This is a genomic window from Exiguobacterium sp. s80 (assembly GCF_018618725.1).
Classification (GTDB): Bacteria; Bacillota; Bacilli; order Exiguobacteriales; family Exiguobacteriaceae; genus Exiguobacterium_A; species Exiguobacterium_A oxidotolerans.
Map to the genome: position 1 here is coordinate 235062 of NZ_JACSMP010000001.1, position 13996 is coordinate 249057.

20 protein-coding genes are annotated in these 13996 nt (G+C 45.8%); 17 read left to right on the forward strand and 3 right to left on the reverse strand.

Features of this window, described 5'->3' with window-relative positions; all coding sequences use genetic code 11:
• Positions 1 to 9 precede the first annotated feature (9 nt).
• The 11 genes from KNP94_RS01205 to gcvPB all read left to right on the forward strand — a co-directional run bounded on the left by KNP94_RS01205 (position 10) and on the right by gcvPB (position 7543).
• On the forward strand, positions 10 to 948 hold the full coding sequence (locus KNP94_RS01205; protein ID WP_239456850.1) for a type II secretion system F family protein: 939 nt from the start codon (positions 10 to 12) through the stop codon (positions 946 to 948).
• A gap of 20 nt (positions 949 to 968) precedes the next feature.
• Entirely contained in the window at positions 969 to 1280 is a 312-nt protein-coding gene (locus KNP94_RS01210; protein WP_088836598.1) for a competence type IV pilus major pilin ComGC, read from the forward strand.
• Entirely contained in the window at positions 1249 to 1710 is a 462-nt protein-coding gene (locus KNP94_RS01215; protein WP_239456852.1) for a prepilin-type cleavage/methylation domain-containing protein, read from the forward strand. The genes KNP94_RS01210 and KNP94_RS01215 overlap by 32 nt, the downstream gene beginning before the upstream one ends.
• A 6-nt stretch (positions 1711 to 1716) precedes the next feature.
• The gene (locus KNP94_RS01220; RefSeq protein ID WP_214765389.1) at positions 1717 to 2073 is read left to right on the forward strand and encodes a prepilin-type N-terminal cleavage/methylation domain-containing protein; all 357 of its coding nucleotides are present in this window, start codon (positions 1717 to 1719) and stop codon (positions 2071 to 2073) included.
• Positions 1958 to 2389: a hypothetical protein gene (locus KNP94_RS01225; protein WP_251132500.1), complete on the forward strand. Its 432-nt coding sequence runs from the start codon at positions 1958 to 1960 to the stop codon at positions 2387 to 2389. The genes KNP94_RS01220 and KNP94_RS01225 overlap by 116 nt, the downstream gene beginning before the upstream one ends.
• A 35-nt stretch (positions 2390 to 2424) precedes the next feature.
• Positions 2425 to 2658, forward strand: coding sequence for a hypothetical protein (locus tag KNP94_RS01230; protein ID WP_239456854.1), 234 nt, complete (start codon positions 2425 to 2427; stop codon positions 2656 to 2658).
• Positions 2651 to 3136, forward strand: a complete 486-nt coding sequence (locus KNP94_RS01235) for a shikimate kinase (RefSeq protein ID WP_088836600.1) — start codon at positions 2651 to 2653, stop codon at positions 3134 to 3136. Before KNP94_RS01230 ends, KNP94_RS01235 begins: the two co-directional genes overlap by 8 nt.
• Positions 3133 to 3447 (forward strand): hypothetical protein, encoded by a 315-nt coding sequence (locus tag KNP94_RS01240; RefSeq protein WP_214805183.1) that lies wholly within the window; start codon positions 3133 to 3135, stop codon positions 3445 to 3447. The genes KNP94_RS01235 and KNP94_RS01240 overlap by 4 nt, the downstream gene beginning before the upstream one ends.
• A gap of 182 nt (positions 3448 to 3629) precedes the next feature.
• Positions 3630 to 4712 (forward strand): glycine cleavage system aminomethyltransferase GcvT, encoded by a 1083-nt coding sequence (gcvT, locus tag KNP94_RS01245; RefSeq protein WP_214805186.1) that lies wholly within the window; start codon positions 3630 to 3632, stop codon positions 4710 to 4712.
• Positions 4713 to 4725: 13 nt separating this feature from the next.
• On the forward strand, positions 4726 to 6072 hold the full coding sequence (gcvPA, locus tag KNP94_RS01250; RefSeq protein WP_215115097.1) for an aminomethyl-transferring glycine dehydrogenase subunit GcvPA: 1347 nt from the start codon (positions 4726 to 4728) through the stop codon (positions 6070 to 6072).
• Positions 6065 to 7543 (forward strand): aminomethyl-transferring glycine dehydrogenase subunit GcvPB, encoded by a 1479-nt coding sequence (gene gcvPB / locus KNP94_RS01255; protein WP_088836604.1) that lies wholly within the window; start codon positions 6065 to 6067, stop codon positions 7541 to 7543. Before gcvPA ends, gcvPB begins: the two co-directional genes overlap by 8 nt.
• Positions 7544 to 7782: 239 nt before the next feature.
• On the opposite strand, the gene KNP94_RS01260 is transcribed toward gcvPB, so the two are convergent.
• Positions 7783 to 8163, reverse strand: a complete 381-nt coding sequence (locus KNP94_RS01260) for a rhodanese-like domain-containing protein (RefSeq protein ID WP_029333057.1) — start codon at positions 8161 to 8163, stop codon at positions 7783 to 7785.
• Between the two features lie 138 nt (positions 8164 to 8301).
• Between KNP94_RS01260 and KNP94_RS01265 the strand changes: the two genes are divergently transcribed.
• The 3 genes from KNP94_RS01265 (at position 8302) to hpt (ending at position 10252) form a co-directional block, all read left to right on the forward strand.
• Positions 8302 to 9132 carry a lipoate--protein ligase family protein gene (locus KNP94_RS01265; protein WP_214765381.1) on the forward strand — a complete coding sequence of 277 codons (831 nt, stop codon included), beginning with the start codon at positions 8302 to 8304 and terminating at the stop codon, positions 9130 to 9132.
• 24 nt (positions 9133 to 9156) lie between these two features.
• Positions 9157 to 9579 carry a transcriptional regulator MntR gene (gene mntR, locus KNP94_RS01270; protein ID WP_029333059.1) on the forward strand — a complete coding sequence of 141 codons (423 nt, stop codon included), beginning with the start codon at positions 9157 to 9159 and terminating at the stop codon, positions 9577 to 9579.
• Between the two features lie 145 nt (positions 9580 to 9724).
• Entirely contained in the window at positions 9725 to 10252 is a 528-nt protein-coding gene (gene hpt / locus KNP94_RS01275) for a hypoxanthine phosphoribosyltransferase (protein ID WP_214765559.1), read from the forward strand.
• Positions 10253 to 10330: 78 nt separating this feature from the next.
• Here hpt and KNP94_RS01280 read toward each other — a convergent pair whose 3' ends face one another.
• Both KNP94_RS01280 and KNP94_RS01285 read right to left on the reverse strand, forming a co-directional pair.
• On the reverse strand, positions 10331 to 10738 hold the full coding sequence (locus KNP94_RS01280) for an SA1362 family protein (protein ID WP_088836605.1): 408 nt from the start codon (positions 10736 to 10738) through the stop codon (positions 10331 to 10333).
• A 20-nt stretch (positions 10739 to 10758) separates the two neighbouring features.
• Entirely contained in the window at positions 10759 to 11691 is a 933-nt protein-coding gene (locus tag KNP94_RS01285) for a DUF1385 domain-containing protein (protein WP_029333062.1), read from the reverse strand.
• 156 nt (positions 11692 to 11847) lie between these two features.
• On the opposite strand from KNP94_RS01285, the gene aroQ reads away from it, so the two are divergent.
• The 3 genes from aroQ to efp are packed head-to-tail and all read left to right on the forward strand — an operon-like array spanning position 11848 to position 13952.
• Positions 11848 to 12273, forward strand: coding sequence for a type II 3-dehydroquinate dehydratase (gene aroQ / locus KNP94_RS01290; RefSeq protein WP_088836607.1), 426 nt, complete (start codon positions 11848 to 11850; stop codon positions 12271 to 12273).
• A 19-nt stretch (positions 12274 to 12292) separates the two neighbouring features.
• A complete protein-coding gene (locus tag KNP94_RS01295; RefSeq protein ID WP_214765379.1) occupies positions 12293 to 13357 on the forward strand; it encodes a M24 family metallopeptidase in 1065 nt (354 codons plus the stop codon).
• 28 nt (positions 13358 to 13385) lie between these two features.
• Positions 13386 to 13952 (forward strand): elongation factor P, encoded by a 567-nt coding sequence (gene efp, locus KNP94_RS01300; RefSeq protein ID WP_088836608.1) that lies wholly within the window; start codon positions 13386 to 13388, stop codon positions 13950 to 13952.
• Positions 13953 to 13996 lie beyond the last annotated feature (44 nt).

The following is a 13996-nucleotide window of genomic DNA, read 5'->3' on the forward strand; positions in this document are numbered from 1 at the left end:
CATCGACTATTGTCAAAAGGCATTTCGACGAAAGAAACGTTAGAAATCTTACAACGATTCGAAGAGCCGATCCTTCTGCCGGTCATTGAAGAAATCAAACGTCGGTTAGAGAGCGGAAATCCGTTATCCATCGCATTAGAACCACTCGCCTTGTCCCCTTCGCTCCAGCGTCTGCTTCAGGTGGGTGATCAAACGGAACGCCCCTTGATGATTTTACATCAGGTCATTCGCTTGCTGGAGTTAGAAAATCAAATGAAAAAGAAATTTTGGAAAATGGCGCGGTATCCACTTGTCCTCGCCTCAAGCTTGATGTTACTTTTCATGTTTTATGCCCTCTACGTGTTTCCTTCCCTACTCGAGATGTCGAGTCCAGAAAGTCTTCCGCGCTTTTTAGTCTTGATTTTACACCCTTCAGCCAAGTACGTCCTTGCAGCGACTCCGATTCTGTTACTTTCAATCCTCCTTCTCACCTTTCGTCTGATTCCGGTCAAACGGCTATTACAGTTTAAAATCATTCAGAAACTCCTTCAGTTGTATTACAGTTACTTGTTTACGATTGAGATTGGTTCCTTTATTGACGCAGGTTTCTCGTTAGAAGAGGCTTTCCGCTCGCTTGAACAGGGACAGACGGGAAAGAAACAACAAATGTACGCGATGCTTCACCAACATCAACAAGCGGGCACCTCGTTATCTGAAGCCATCTTACAAGAACAAATCATTGATGTTGAAACCGTTGGGCTCGTTCACCTTGCTCGAGAAAGTGGTGACTTAGGTCCATTATTGCTAGCACAAGCCAGTTTGTTGCATGAATCGATTGAAGAAGAGTTAGAGAAAAAACTGCTGTTGATTGAACCGGTCTTGTATGGAGGCTTGACGATCATGACAGGCAGCTTATTTTTTATTTTGTACTACCCGATCCAACTGGCGATTCAACAACTTCCATTTTGAAGAAAGAAGGAGTTTTGATTATGAGACGATTCTTGAAAAACGAACGTGGATTCACTTTACTTGAAATGGCTGCTGTCTTATTAATTATTTCGCTACTGCTGCTCGTATTAATTCCGACGATGACGAGCGGGAAAGATCAAGCGAAAGGTGTTAGTTGTGAAGCGAACATCCGTGTCATTCGTTCCGAGGTCAACCTCTATTATGCGAAAGAAAAAAAATATCCGGAAACATTGCAGACGATTAACCGTGGTACTGCTGAAAAACCAAATGAACTGCTCTGCGATCAGGAGACGTATACCTATGATTCAAAAACAGGCGAACTTACGAAGTGACGGGTTTACATTGATTGAAATGAGTGGAGTCTTAATGATTACAGGTCTGCTGTGCTTATTGTTATTGCCGACTGTTATTGATCGGCGCCCGGCAATTTATTTACTCGAACAAGACATTGCGATGATGCGGCAAGATTTTCAGACGTTACGGTTGCTGCAATACTCCAAAACGGATAATCAAAATACCATTCAATTTCGATGGCGTGCAGACGGAACGGGATATTTTATCATGGTGAACGATCGAATCCTGTGGCAGAGAACGTTTCAACCTGGTCATAGTTGTATCATCCCGACGACCGGGCGAGTGATTTACTTTAAAAGTTATCATTCGACCTATGCCTCGACCTGGTACTGCCGTTCAGCAAAACAAGAATATGAAATAAAATTCCTCCTCGGAAATTATCAAATGTTGATTCAACAAATGAGGTGAAATGGCATGCGGTCAAAGGTAAAAAGAGTTGTTTGCTCGGAGGAAGAGCGTGGATTCACTCTCCTTGAAGTGACACTTTCACTTGTCGCCATCAGTTTGTTCTTAGTATTAGCGATTGATCCTTACTTGAATTTCGAAAAACAAAAAACACAGTTAATTGTTGAGACACGGCGCTTGGACGAGATGGCATCGAAGCAAGTGGCGGGTGATTCAATGGGGTATCGTATCGAGGAAGGGAAGTGGTGTCTTGAAACGTTATGCCTTGCGAGCCGAATCCGGAACGACCCTCCTCGAAATTTCAATGGTCCTTTGGTTGAGTCCTCTATTACTCCTTGGATTATTGACGATGACACAACTCGTTAGCAACGCCAACCAAACAGAATGGATGGAAGAGGACCTGTTTTTTCATACCGTCGAACGATTGATGTGGCGCAGCATTGAGTGTGGATTAGTAGGAGAAGAGCTGAGGGGGCGGGATGTCGACCCTGGAGAGGAGCCGATTAAATGGCGGCTCGTTCGTGTACAAAATCAAATACGGCTCAAAAAAGAGTTTGGAGGCGAACTGACGTATGCCCACGACGTGACGCATTATCGAATCAAAGAAGACGGTGCCCGAATCGTAATCGAACTCAATCAGCGGTCTCGAACTTACGCCTGCAAGAAACCGGGTTCATCCTGATTCAAACCTTATTGATTCTGATAGGAATTGGTGCCATGATGCTACTAGGTTGTATGCGGATGGATGAGACCATCAAACAGTATAAGCTAGAGCAAGAGGCGCTTCAACTCGAGTCCCTTGTCAGAGCGGCATCACATGACTGTCGCCAAGATGAGACGATCCGTTATCCGATTGGACGAGTTACTTGTATCCGAACGGATAAAGGCTTTAAAATGGAAGCAATCTTAGATAATGGACAAAGAATCGAGGCGGTCGTTTCGGATGGATAAGGTTTATGTAATTGGTTTTATGGGAACTGGTAAAACAGCGATTGGTCGGAAGTTAAGCGAACGATATGACGTAGATGAACTGGATGAACGTTTTGTTCAAGAGTATGGTCAATCAATTGCTGATTTTTTTGCAGCACATGGTGAGGCAGGGTTTCGAGCGCGCGAAAGCGAATTGTTACGAAACAGTCAATCTCAAATTGTCATCACGGGTGGTGGAATCATTGAACGACCCGAAAATCGTACATGGATGAAGGAAACGGGTACGGTAATCTGGATTGATACACCATTCGATTCGATTTGGAGACGAATTGAGTCGGACCGAAATCGTCCCTTAGTAGGGAAGTACGAGACTGTGAAGTCTTTGTATATGCGCAGACGTCCTATCTATGCAGACGGTGCGGATCTTCGTTTAGAGGGAATGAAATCGATTCGGGAGCTAACGGCAGAAATAGAATCGGTATTGGAGGAAAAGTCATGATTTGGATTAACCTTGGAATCATTGTAGTAGCGGTCCTCGGCTTAGTTGCTTATGGATTTGTGCTTTATAAAAAGAAGATTTCACAAGACTTACGGCTTGTAAAACAGTTGTTGGAGCGATTTACGATCCGTCAGCAAACGTTGCAGGCAGGCGTCGACCATACGACGAATCGGATTGATCAAATTAAAGGAAATGTCGATCATCTTGTGAGTGAAGGGAAGCGTGTTGAGCAAGGGGCGCGTCAACTAATGGTTGAAGGGCAACGACTTTCAACAGAAGTTCAACATACAGCTGGACTCAAGCAATTTTGAAATGGCTTTCATTGAGCGAATGTGAAACAATAGGAGAGAAGGGACTTCGTCCTTTCTCTCTTTAGTTTTGTTCAATTTCCGAATAAACCTAGAAAAATAGGTTTGAAGTTGATAGAATGTAAATGAAAGTTGAACATTAAAGAGAAAAGGAACATAAAATGTTCGTAAATAGGGGGATATGTATGAGTCAGACGACATTGAAGAGAACGCCATTGTTTGAAACGATCGCACCGATGGGGAAAATGGTCGATTTTGCAGGGTTTGAAATGCCGGTTCTGTTTTCATCAATCAAGGAAGAACACATTGCAGTACGTGAACAAGTAGGGATGTTCGATGTATCTCATATGGGAGAATTGTTAGTGACAGGTCCTGAAGCATTAGCGTTTCTTCAAAAGACGCTGTCGAATGATATCTCTAAGATTGCCATTGGACAGGCTCAATACAATGTTTTATGTCAAGAAGATGGTGGGACGGTCGATGACTTGCTTGTATATCGACTGGAAGAGGAAAAATATTTACTAGTCGTCAACGCCTCGAATATCGAGAAAGATGAAGCGCATCTTCGTTCGTATCTAGAAGGAAACGTGTTACTTGAAAACCAATCGGATGCGTATGGGCAGATTGCCGTCCAAGGTCCTAAAGCAGAAGAAGTCCTGTCGGCGATGACGGAGCTCGCATTAAATGAAATTAAATTTTTCCGGTTCGTTTACGGGAAAGTGGCAGGCATCGACATGTTAGTTTCGCGCAGTGGTTATACGGGAGAAGATGGATTCGAGTTATATATGCCGGCAGCAGATGCAGAACATGTCTTTAAGACACTACTTGAAGCAGGTGTCGTTCCATGTGGTCTTGGCGCGCGTGATACTTTACGTTTTGAAGCGTGTTTACCACTCTATGGTCATGAGTTATCGGCGACGATTTCACCGATCGAAGCAGGGATGGGGTTTGCCGTCAAACCACAAGCGAAAAAATTCATCGGGTCAGATGTGCTCGCACAACAAAAAGAACAAGGCGCACCACGCCGTTTGATTGGACTTGAACTCGTCGATAAAGGGATTGTCCGTCAGGATGCTCCGGTTTTACTGAATGGAGAGACTGTTGGTTTTGTGACGACAGGGACGTTGCCGCCGACAATCGGTAAAGCCATTGCCTTGGCGCTCGTGCCAGCAGAATATGCGACAGAGGATCAGTTCGAAGTGGAAGTACGTGGAAAGAAACTAGCCGCAAAACGTGTGAACACACCGTTTTATCGTCGAGCCAACTAAGGGGGACTTATAGATGGATTTTCGTTATTTACCGATGACGCAAGAAGATGAAAAAGAGATGTTACAGACGATTGGTGCAAATTCGATTGAAGATTTACTAGCAGATATTCCAGCCGCTGTCCGCGACCAAGGGACGTTAGAAGAAGTCGGGATTCCGCTACCGGAAACAGATTTGATTCGGACACTCTCGAAGCTTGCTGACCAAAATATGAATACGAAGCAATATCCATCGTTCCTCGGTGCAGGCATTTACGATCACTATGCACCGGCTGTCGTCAATCATATGTTGTTGCGTTCAGAATTCTATACGGCGTATACACCCTATCAACCTGAAATCTCACAAGGGGAACTGCAAGCGATTTTCGAGTTTCAGACGATGATTTGTGAATTGACAGGAATGGATGTCGCGAACTCATCGATGTACGACGGCATTACAGCACTAGCGGAAGCGGCAATGCTTGCCTGTGCCCATAAAAAGAAAAAGACGATCGTCTTGTCGGATGGGGTTCATCCGGAAGCACATGATGTCGTTCGGACGTATGCGAAAGGGCCGGGGCTCGATGTCGAGACGCTTGCGTTACGGGACGGCGAGACGGCAATCGAACAATTAGACGGACTTGATGATCTCGCATGTGTCATCGTCCAATACCCGAACTTTTATGGACGCGTCGAAGATTTACAAGCGTTAGCAGATGCAACACATGCAAAAGGCGGTTTATTTATCGTCTCGGCCAATCCGCTTGCCCTCGGACTGCTTGAAGCACCTGGGAAACTCGGTGCGGATATTACGATTGGCGATTGCCAACCGTTCGGGATTCCCCAAAGTTTTGGTGGACCGACGTGTGGCTACTTCACGACGACAAAAGCCTTAATGCGTAAAATTCCGGGTCGTCTCGTCGGTCAGACAGTGGATGAGGATGGCAAACGCGGTTTCGTCTTGACGCTCCAAGCTCGCGAACAGCACATTCGTCGTGATAAAGCGACATCAAATATTTGTTCCAACCAAGCGTTGAACGCATTGGCGGCATCGATCGCGATGAGCGCGTTCGGAAAACAAGGGATTCGTGATTTAGCGGTCCGCAACTTGCAAACGGCACATGCCTTGAAAAAATCATTGAAAGCAGCCGGCTTCCGCATCGTCGATGATGGACCGAGCTTTAATGAATTCGTCGTCGAATTACCAATCGATGCGGAAGAAGCAAGTCGTCAATTGCTTAAAGCGGGAATTATCGGTGGATTGCCGCTCGGCACATACGACGCAAAACGAAGTCGTGAAATGCTTGTCTGTGCAACAGAATTACGGACGAAAGAAGAGCTCGATCAATTCGTGTCAGCGTTAGGGGGATTAACTCATGCATAAATCAAGTGAACAAACATTGATTTTTGAAATCTCAAAACCCGGTCGTGTCGCATATGCGTTACCACTCGCGACGGTCGAAGAAGAAGCAATCGAAGACATGTTGCCAGCTTCTTTTGTACGAAAAGAAGATGTCGCGTTACCGGAAGTTTCGGAACTGGATCTTGTCCGTCACTACACGGCACTTTCAAACCGAAACCACGGTGTGGATTCCGGGTTCTATCCGCTCGGTTCATGCACGATGAAATACAATCCTAAAATCAATGAAGATATGGCACGACTTCCCGGGTTTGCCCACATTCATCCGCTTCAACCGGTTGAGAGCATTCAAGGAGCGCTCGGTTTGATGTATGACTTACAAGAAAAGTTAGCAGTCATCACGGGAATGGATGAAGTGACGCTTCAACCAGCAGCAGGGGCACACGGAGAGTGGACTGGATTGATGTTGATCAAAGCCTATCATCATGCGCGCGGCGACTTCAAACGGACGAAAGTACTCGTTCCAGACTCGGCACACGGCACGAACCCGGCATCGGCGTCTGTCGCAGGATTTGATACCGTGACGGTCTTGTCAGATGAACGAGGTCTTGTTGACTTAGAAGACTTAAAGAGCAAAGTGGGAGACGATACAGCGGCTTTAATGTTGACGAACCCGAACACGCTCGGATTGTTTGAATCGGATATCGTCGAGATCGCAAAAGCAGTCCATGAAGCAGGCGGGAAATTGTATTACGATGGAGCAAACTCGAATGCCATCATGGGGATTGCACGTCCCGGCGATATGGGCTTCGATGTTGTTCACTTGAACCTCCACAAAACGTTTACCGGCCCTCACGGTGGTGGTGGTCCTGGTTCAGGTCCGGTCGGTGTCAAACAAGACTTAATCCCTTATTTACCGAAACCGATCGTCGCAAAAACAGACGAAGGATTCATCCTTGATTATGATCGCAAAGATGCAATCGGACGTGTCAAACCATTCTACGGAAACTTCGGGATTAATGTCCGCGCCTACAGCTACATTCGGACGATGGGCGGAGAAGGTCTCGCCCGTGTCTCGAAAGAAGCTGTCTTGAACGCAAACTATATGTTAGCACGCCTCAAAGGAGCATATGACGCACCGTATGATGTCTATTGTAAACATGAGTTCGTCTTGTCGGGTCGTCGCCAAAAGGCACTTGGCGTGCGGACGCTTGATATCGCAAAACGACTGCTTGATTTCGGTTACCATCCACCGACAATCTATTTCCCGTTGAATGTCGAAGAGTGTATCATGATTGAGCCGACGGAAACGGAATCGAAAGAAACACTCGATGCGTTCTGTGACGCGATGCTCCAAATCGCACGTGAAGTCGAAGAAACGCCAGATGTCGTCCTGAACGCACCGCATACGACGGTCGTCAAACGGATGGACGAGACATTGGCAGCGCGTAAACCGGTGTTGCGTTATGAGCCGAAACAGGAAGTCCATGCATAACGGTTACTGAAAACGAACTGACTCGTAAGTCAGACTAAGATCGATTCCTATGACGGACGTTTCCGGTCGACATTAATTAAATGACCGATGATTCCATTTTTACTGGATCATCGGTCATTTCTATGCCTATTTTTGTCGTTCACGACCTCTTTAATCAGAGCGTCTCGTCAATGAGTCGACAAGCGAAAAAACCTTCCTGAGCCTGAGGCGTAGGAAGGGTTTTTCGCTTGAATAGTGAATTAGCTACGTTTGACTTTTCCAGTCCACTGTTTGAAACCGCCTTTAAGCTGGTACAAGTTCGTGTAGCCGGCTTTTTTCAAGACTTTAGCTGCTTGTGAAGAGCGCATGCTGCCTTGGCAATACAAGTAGATCGGCATATCTTTACGAAGCTCTTTCGAACGCATCTTCATTTGGCTAACCGGAATGTTACGCGCGCCAACGATATGACCGCCTTTAAATTCTTGTGTTTCCCGGACGTCGACGATTTGTGCCTTACGGTAGTTCGCGCGGAATTCCTCTTGCGAGAGTTTTGTGATGCCTTTGACTGGCATGAAACGCCAGACGACATAAGCAATCAATGCCACCCATAAGACGATTGTGATGATTGTGCCTGTTTCCATATTCAACTTCCAACCCCTTCGTTCATATAACATCTCTATCATTATAGTAAACGAAATCGATTTCGGCAATCGACTCGTCGTTGCGCAGGATAGAAAGGGTCTGATACACTTATACGGAAACGTTTTGGGGGTGTTCGCTTGGTAAAGAAATGGCAAGTATTGACGACCGAAGCATTAGAGCCGGCAATGAACATGGCAATTGATGAAGCATTGATTGCTTTTGTCGGGCGAGGAGAGATTGCGCCTACGCTTCGTTTTTACTCATGGGAACCACGCGGACTCAGTGTCGGTCATTTCCAGCGTGCGACACGTGATATCGATCGAAAGCGAATTGAAGAACTCGGTATCCCAATCGTTCGACGGATGACTGGTGGTCGAGCGGTTTTACATGCGGATGAACTCACATATAGTGTCGTCATTCAAGAGGCGACAGAAGGACTACCACGAACTGTAATCGAAAGTTATCGCCTGTTGACGGAAGGAATCCGGAAAGGCTATCATCACCTCGGTATTCCCGTTGAATTTTCAGTTCCGATGACGGAAGAAGAAAAGGAAGAGTTACGAAAGCCGAAATCGGCCGTTTGTTTTGATGCAGCCTCTTACTATGAATTGGCAGTCGGAAAACGGAAAGTCGCGGGGAGTGCTCAAGTTCGTCATCAAGGCGTTGTGCTTCAGCATGGATCAGTGCCTCTATCGGTTGATGAAGGTGAATTGTTTGACTGCTTCCTTTATGAAGATGAAACGATGCGTCAACGGATGAAGTCACGCTTTGCAGGGAAAGCGGTTGCCTTGAATGAACTCGCGGGCCGGAAAGTGTCATTCGAGGAAGTTCGTGATGCGTTTACACGTGGTTTTGAGGATGCGCTTCAATTGGAATTCGTTCCGCTTGAATTCAATGAGCGGCAATGGCAGGAAATTGAACACTTAGCCGAGAAGTATCGTAGTGATGAATGGAACTGGAAACGTTAAAGCGAAAGATTGGAAGGTGATGTCGTGCCGACTCCGAGTATGGAAGATTATTTAGAGCAAATTTATATCTTGATCGAAGAAAAAGGGTATGCCCGTGTATCGGATATCGCAGAACTATTAGGAGTACACCCTTCTTCTGTAACGAAGATGGTGCAAAAGTTAGACCGTGAAGAGTACCTCGTCTACGAAAAGTATCGCGGTCTCATGTTGACTGCAAAAGGTAGAAAGATTGGGAAACGACTTGTCGAACGGCATGCGCTGTTAGAAGATTTCTTGCGCCTTGTCGGCGTAGAAGAGTCACTAATCTATAAAGATGTCGAGGGAATTGAACATCACTTGAGTATCGAAGCACTTGATAAAATCAATGGGATGATTCAATTTTTCGCTGAACGCCCGGCTTTACAGGAAGAACTTCATAATTATCAACAAGCACACCCAGAAGACTGAGTGGGCTTGTTTTTTTACGTTAAACGCCTTATAAACGAACATTTGGTTATAAAATAATAAAAAAGTACGTGAATTGAACGGATTATGCTATACTGACGATGAAAATGACCGAAGGGGGTGACGGGTGGAAATTCACCCGGATACTATGGAAATCGTCATCAAAGAAAAATTGGTTTCAGAAACTGATTTAGCTAAAAAAGTGAGTGAACTCGCAATCGAGATTGAACAGGATGCGGCCGGGCGTCAAATTGTCCTTGTCGTCGTGTTGAAAGGGTCGATGGTTTTTGCAGCGGACTTGATGCGGCAAATTAAAGGAAGTGTTCAAATCGATACCGTTGCCTGTTCATCATATGGTGCGAAGACGGTCTCTTCTGGACGCGTTCAATTGAAAAAAGATTTAGACCTGGATGTCGAAGGGAAGTATGTTGTTGTTGTCGAGGACATTATTGATACGGGACATACACTGAGCTTTTTGTGCGAGCATATGAAATTGCATAAGCCGGGTGTCTTAAAGATTTGTACGTTACTTGATAAACCTGCGCGTCGTGAAGTCGAGTTGACGGCAGATTATGTTGGATTTGAGATTCCGGATTACTTCGTCGTCGGCTATGGCATCGATTGTGCAGAAGAGTATCGCAATTTGCCGTACATTGGTTGGGTCGAGACAGAATAAAAAACCGTCAGCAGACACGAGTCGCTGACGGTCGAACGATAGAAGGGGGCTGCGTTTAGCAGCTCTCTCTTTTTAATATTAAAAAGCACGTTTTTTCTTTTTACCTTTTTTACCTTCGATGACGGTCAAATTAGGACCTTTCGACCGATCGCGAAGTGGGCGTACTTTGTTCGAAGTCGAAGATTTCGTCGCCGTTTTGATTTGTTTTTTCTTAAAATCTGTTCGACGCGGACCTTGATCTCGTTTACCGTGCAATTTTTTCGATTGCGCGACTGATTTTCGATATTGTGCGTTTCCGCCGCTTGCAGCGCCGCTATTGCGCGTCATGAACTTAAAGATCAAGAAAATGATTCCCGCCACAACTGCAACGAACAGTAATTGTGAAAACAGACCGCCAGGATCATTGATAAGCTTATATCCAAAGCCGACGAAAGCAAACAGTAACACGATAAGTGCGAATGTAGAGCCGATCCGTTGTCTAATCATATTATCACCCCTGTTATCGATTAACCCAGTGCATTCTCATGTATGTTATCTTCCTGTTTTTCGAGTGCTTCAAACGCATAAATCGCAACCTCAATCTGTGAATCGTCTGGTTCTTTTGTCGTCAAGTACTGTAACCATAGGCCTGGCAAGGCGATGACACGTAATCCCTTGATATTTTGGGCTTTATTTGTTAATTGAAGAACTTCAAAAGACAGACCGATGACAACGGGAAGTAAAGCGATTCGGAAGGCGAGTCGAACCCATAATGGATCGGTCGGGACGATTAAATAAACGAAGAAACCGACGATGACTGTGAAGATCAGGAAGCTTGAACCGCAACGATAATGGAGGCGACTACTTCTTCTGACGTTTTCGACGGTCAGTGGATGACCGGATTCGACACAATTGATGACTTTATGTTCCGCCCCGTGGTATTGAAACAATCGTTTGACGAGTGGTGTCAATGAAATCAAGTACAAATATCCAAACAGTAGGGTCAGCTTAATCAACGCCTCGATGACGTTTTGGACGAAGTGGCCGGATAATGCTGGGAAAGAACTGAATAGTGAGGCTAAGAATGCCGGCAACAGCGTAAACAGTAACTTTCCGAAAAAGAATGATAAAACGCCAAGTAAAGCGACGCCGAGCCATTTTGTCAATTGCCCTTGATTCGCTTCTTCGGGTTCTTCCTCTCCGGGATTAACGCCGTAACGATCACTTGCGAAGTTCATGTGGCTTGCTCCATTCGCAGATGATTCGACAAGAGCGAACAGTCCGCGGAGAAGCGGGATTCGTTTACCAATCGCAATCCGTGGACGAATCGGCTTTTTCTGTTCAAATGTCTCAATCGTCGCATCATTTCGACGAATTGCAGAAACAGCATGTGTCGCATTTTGGAACATTACGCCTTCGACGATGGCTTGTCCACCGACGGGAGCTTTTGCGGTTTTCATATTTAAACGCATCCTATCTCAAATAAAATATCGTGTATCGTCAGTTTACTAGATTCTATTCAAAAAAACTATGGGGGACTGCTTGATGACGGGTGAATCTTTAGGAGACGGAAAACGTCTTATGATACAATCAGAAGGACGAATGGAGGTGATGATGTGCGCGTATTGGTTTTAAATGGACCGAATTTGAATTTACTTGGAACGCGTGAGCCGGAAACATACGGTGCAAAGACGTTGAATGATTTAGAAACGTTGATGATGGAACGTTTTCCCGAAGTTGAGTTTACGTTTGAACAATCGAACCATGAAGGAACGCTGATTGATTCTCTACATGCAGCGCGGGGGTATGATGGCATTGTGTTGAATGCAGCTGCATACACACATACGAGTATCGCCTTACGTGACGCGATCGCAGCGATTGAAGTGCCGACAATCGAAGTGCACCTATCGAATGTTCATGCGCGAGAAGAGTTTCGACATCGCTCACTCATCGCACCGGTCTGTCGTGGTGTCATCAGTGGACTTGGGATGACGGGGTATATACTCGCTACTGAAGCGTTACTTCATCCGGACGCTACATAACTTAAAGGGGGAAACAGACATGCAACATCGTATTGAAGCATTACAATCCGCTTTAAAAGAACGTGACTTACCAGGACTTATCGTGACGAAGTCAGAAAATATTCGCTACATTTCAGGATTCACCGGTTCAAGTGGCGCGTGTCTCGTTACGGCAGAACATGCTTATTTCGTGACGGATTTCCGCTATACGGAGCAAGCTGCTGATCAAGTCAAAGGAATGGAAATCGTTCAAATCGATCGGTCGATTCCGGCGACGATGGGTGAACTCATCGCAGGCGCACGCGTGCGAGCGGTTGGGGTCGAAAAAGATACGATGACACTTGGTTTATTCGAAGCATATGATGAAGCTTCTGCAATCGAACTGATTCCAACGACCGGAATCGTCGAAAACCTACGCTTGATTAAGGATTCATCAGAGATTAAGATGGTTAAGGAAGCGGTAAAACTAGCAGACGCTACCTTTGAACACATTTTGACGTACATCCAGCCGGGGAAAACAGAACTCGAAGTGTCGAACGAACTCGAATTCTTCATGCGTAAGCATGGAGCGACGTCGTCTTCATTCGATACGATTGTCGCATCTGGTTACCGCTCAGCGTTACCGCACGGTGTCGCGAGCCAAAAAGTGATTGAAACGGGTGAGCTCGTAACACTCGACTTTGGTGCATTGTTGAACGGTTACGTCTCTGACATTACGCGAACGATTGCGGTCGGTCCAATTAATTCCGAGTTACAAAAAATCTACGATACGGTCTTGCAAGCACAACTTGCGGGCGTAGACGGACTTCGTCCAGGGATTACTGGAATCGAAGCAGACGCGTTAACACGTGACATCATCAAAGAAGCTGGTTATGGCGAATACTTCGGTCACTCGACTGGTCACGGCATTGGTCTTGAGGTGCATGAAGGACCGGGACTTTCGTTCCGTTCGGAAACGAAGCTCGAACCAGGGATGATCGTGACAGTCGAACCAGGAATCTATGTGCCACAAGTTGGTGGATGCCGAATTGAGGATGATGTCTTGATTACCGAATCAGGGCGCGAAATTCTTTCGTCTTCATCGAAAGAACTCATTACACTCTAAGTAAGATGAACATTTAGGAGGAACCAGTATGGTATCAGTAAACGATTTAAAAACAGGCTTGACGATTAAAACTTCAGACGGAATGATTTGGCAAGTCCTTGAGTTCCAACACGTAAAACCTGGTAAAGGTGCAGCATTCGTGCGGACAAAAATGCGTAACATCCGTAACGGGAACATCCAAGAGATGACATTCCGTGGTGGCGAGCGCGTCGAACGTGCCCACATCGAGCGTAACAAAATGCAATACCTCTACCCAATGGGTGAAACGTATGTCTTCATGGACACGGAGTCGTATGAGCAGCTTGAATTGACGACAGCACAAGTTGAAGCAGCACTTCCATATCTCCTTGAGAACATGGAAGTTCAAATCGCAGTCTACAACGGCGAAATCCTCGGACTCGAACTTCCGAACACGATCGTTATGACGATTGTTGAAGCAGAGCCAGGCGTCAAAGGCGATACAGCTTCTAACGTCAAGAAAAATGCGACAGTTGAAACGGGTCACATCATCCATGTGCCGCTTTTCATCGAAGCAGGAGAAAAAGTAACAGTTGATACGCGGACAGGTGATTTCACAGGACGCTACAACGGATAATACAGATATGCCAATGCCCCTTCGTACTCGTTTCCGAGTCAAGG

What these genes read in the sequence shown, in the direction of transcription:
- KNP94_RS01210 (WP_088836598.1), top strand. Translation starts at nt 969, where the DNA reads ATGAGACGATTCTTGAAAAACGAACGTGGATTCACTTTACTTGAAATG.
- KNP94_RS01215 (WP_239456852.1), top strand. Translation starts at nt 1,249, where the DNA reads ATGATTCAAAAACAGGCGAACTTACGAAGTGACGGGTTTACATTGATT.
- KNP94_RS01220 (WP_214765389.1), top strand. Translation starts at nt 1,717, where the DNA reads ATGCGGTCAAAGGTAAAAAGAGTTGTTTGCTCGGAGGAAGAGCGTGGA.
- KNP94_RS01230 (WP_239456854.1), top strand. Translation starts at nt 2,425, where the DNA reads ATGATGCTACTAGGTTGTATGCGGATGGATGAGACCATCAAACAGTAT.
- KNP94_RS01235 (WP_088836600.1), top strand. Translation starts at nt 2,651, where the DNA reads ATGGATAAGGTTTATGTAATTGGTTTTATGGGAACTGGTAAAACAGCG.
- KNP94_RS01240 (WP_214805183.1), top strand. Translation starts at nt 3,133, where the DNA reads ATGATTTGGATTAACCTTGGAATCATTGTAGTAGCGGTCCTCGGCTTA.
- gcvT (WP_214805186.1), top strand. Translation starts at nt 3,630, where the DNA reads ATGAGTCAGACGACATTGAAGAGAACGCCATTGTTTGAAACGATCGCA.
- gcvPA (WP_215115097.1), top strand. Translation starts at nt 4,726, where the DNA reads ATGGATTTTCGTTATTTACCGATGACGCAAGAAGATGAAAAAGAGATG.
- gcvPB (WP_088836604.1), top strand. Translation starts at nt 6,065, where the DNA reads ATGCATAAATCAAGTGAACAAACATTGATTTTTGAAATCTCAAAACCC.
- KNP94_RS01260 (WP_029333057.1), bottom strand. Translation starts at nt 8,163, where the DNA reads ATGGAAACAGGCACAATCATCACAATCGTCTTATGGGTGGCATTGATT.
- hpt (WP_214765559.1), top strand. Translation starts at nt 9,725, where the DNA reads ATGGAAATCGTCATCAAAGAAAAATTGGTTTCAGAAACTGATTTAGCT.
- KNP94_RS01280 (WP_088836605.1), bottom strand. Translation starts at nt 10,738, where the DNA reads ATGATTAGACAACGGATCGGCTCTACATTCGCACTTATCGTGTTACTG.
- KNP94_RS01285 (WP_029333062.1), bottom strand. Translation starts at nt 11,691, where the DNA reads ATGAAAACCGCAAAAGCTCCCGTCGGTGGACAAGCCATCGTCGAAGGC.
- KNP94_RS01295 (WP_214765379.1), top strand. Translation starts at nt 12,293, where the DNA reads ATGCAACATCGTATTGAAGCATTACAATCCGCTTTAAAAGAACGTGAC.
- efp (WP_088836608.1), top strand. Translation starts at nt 13,386, where the DNA reads ATGGTATCAGTAAACGATTTAAAAACAGGCTTGACGATTAAAACTTCA.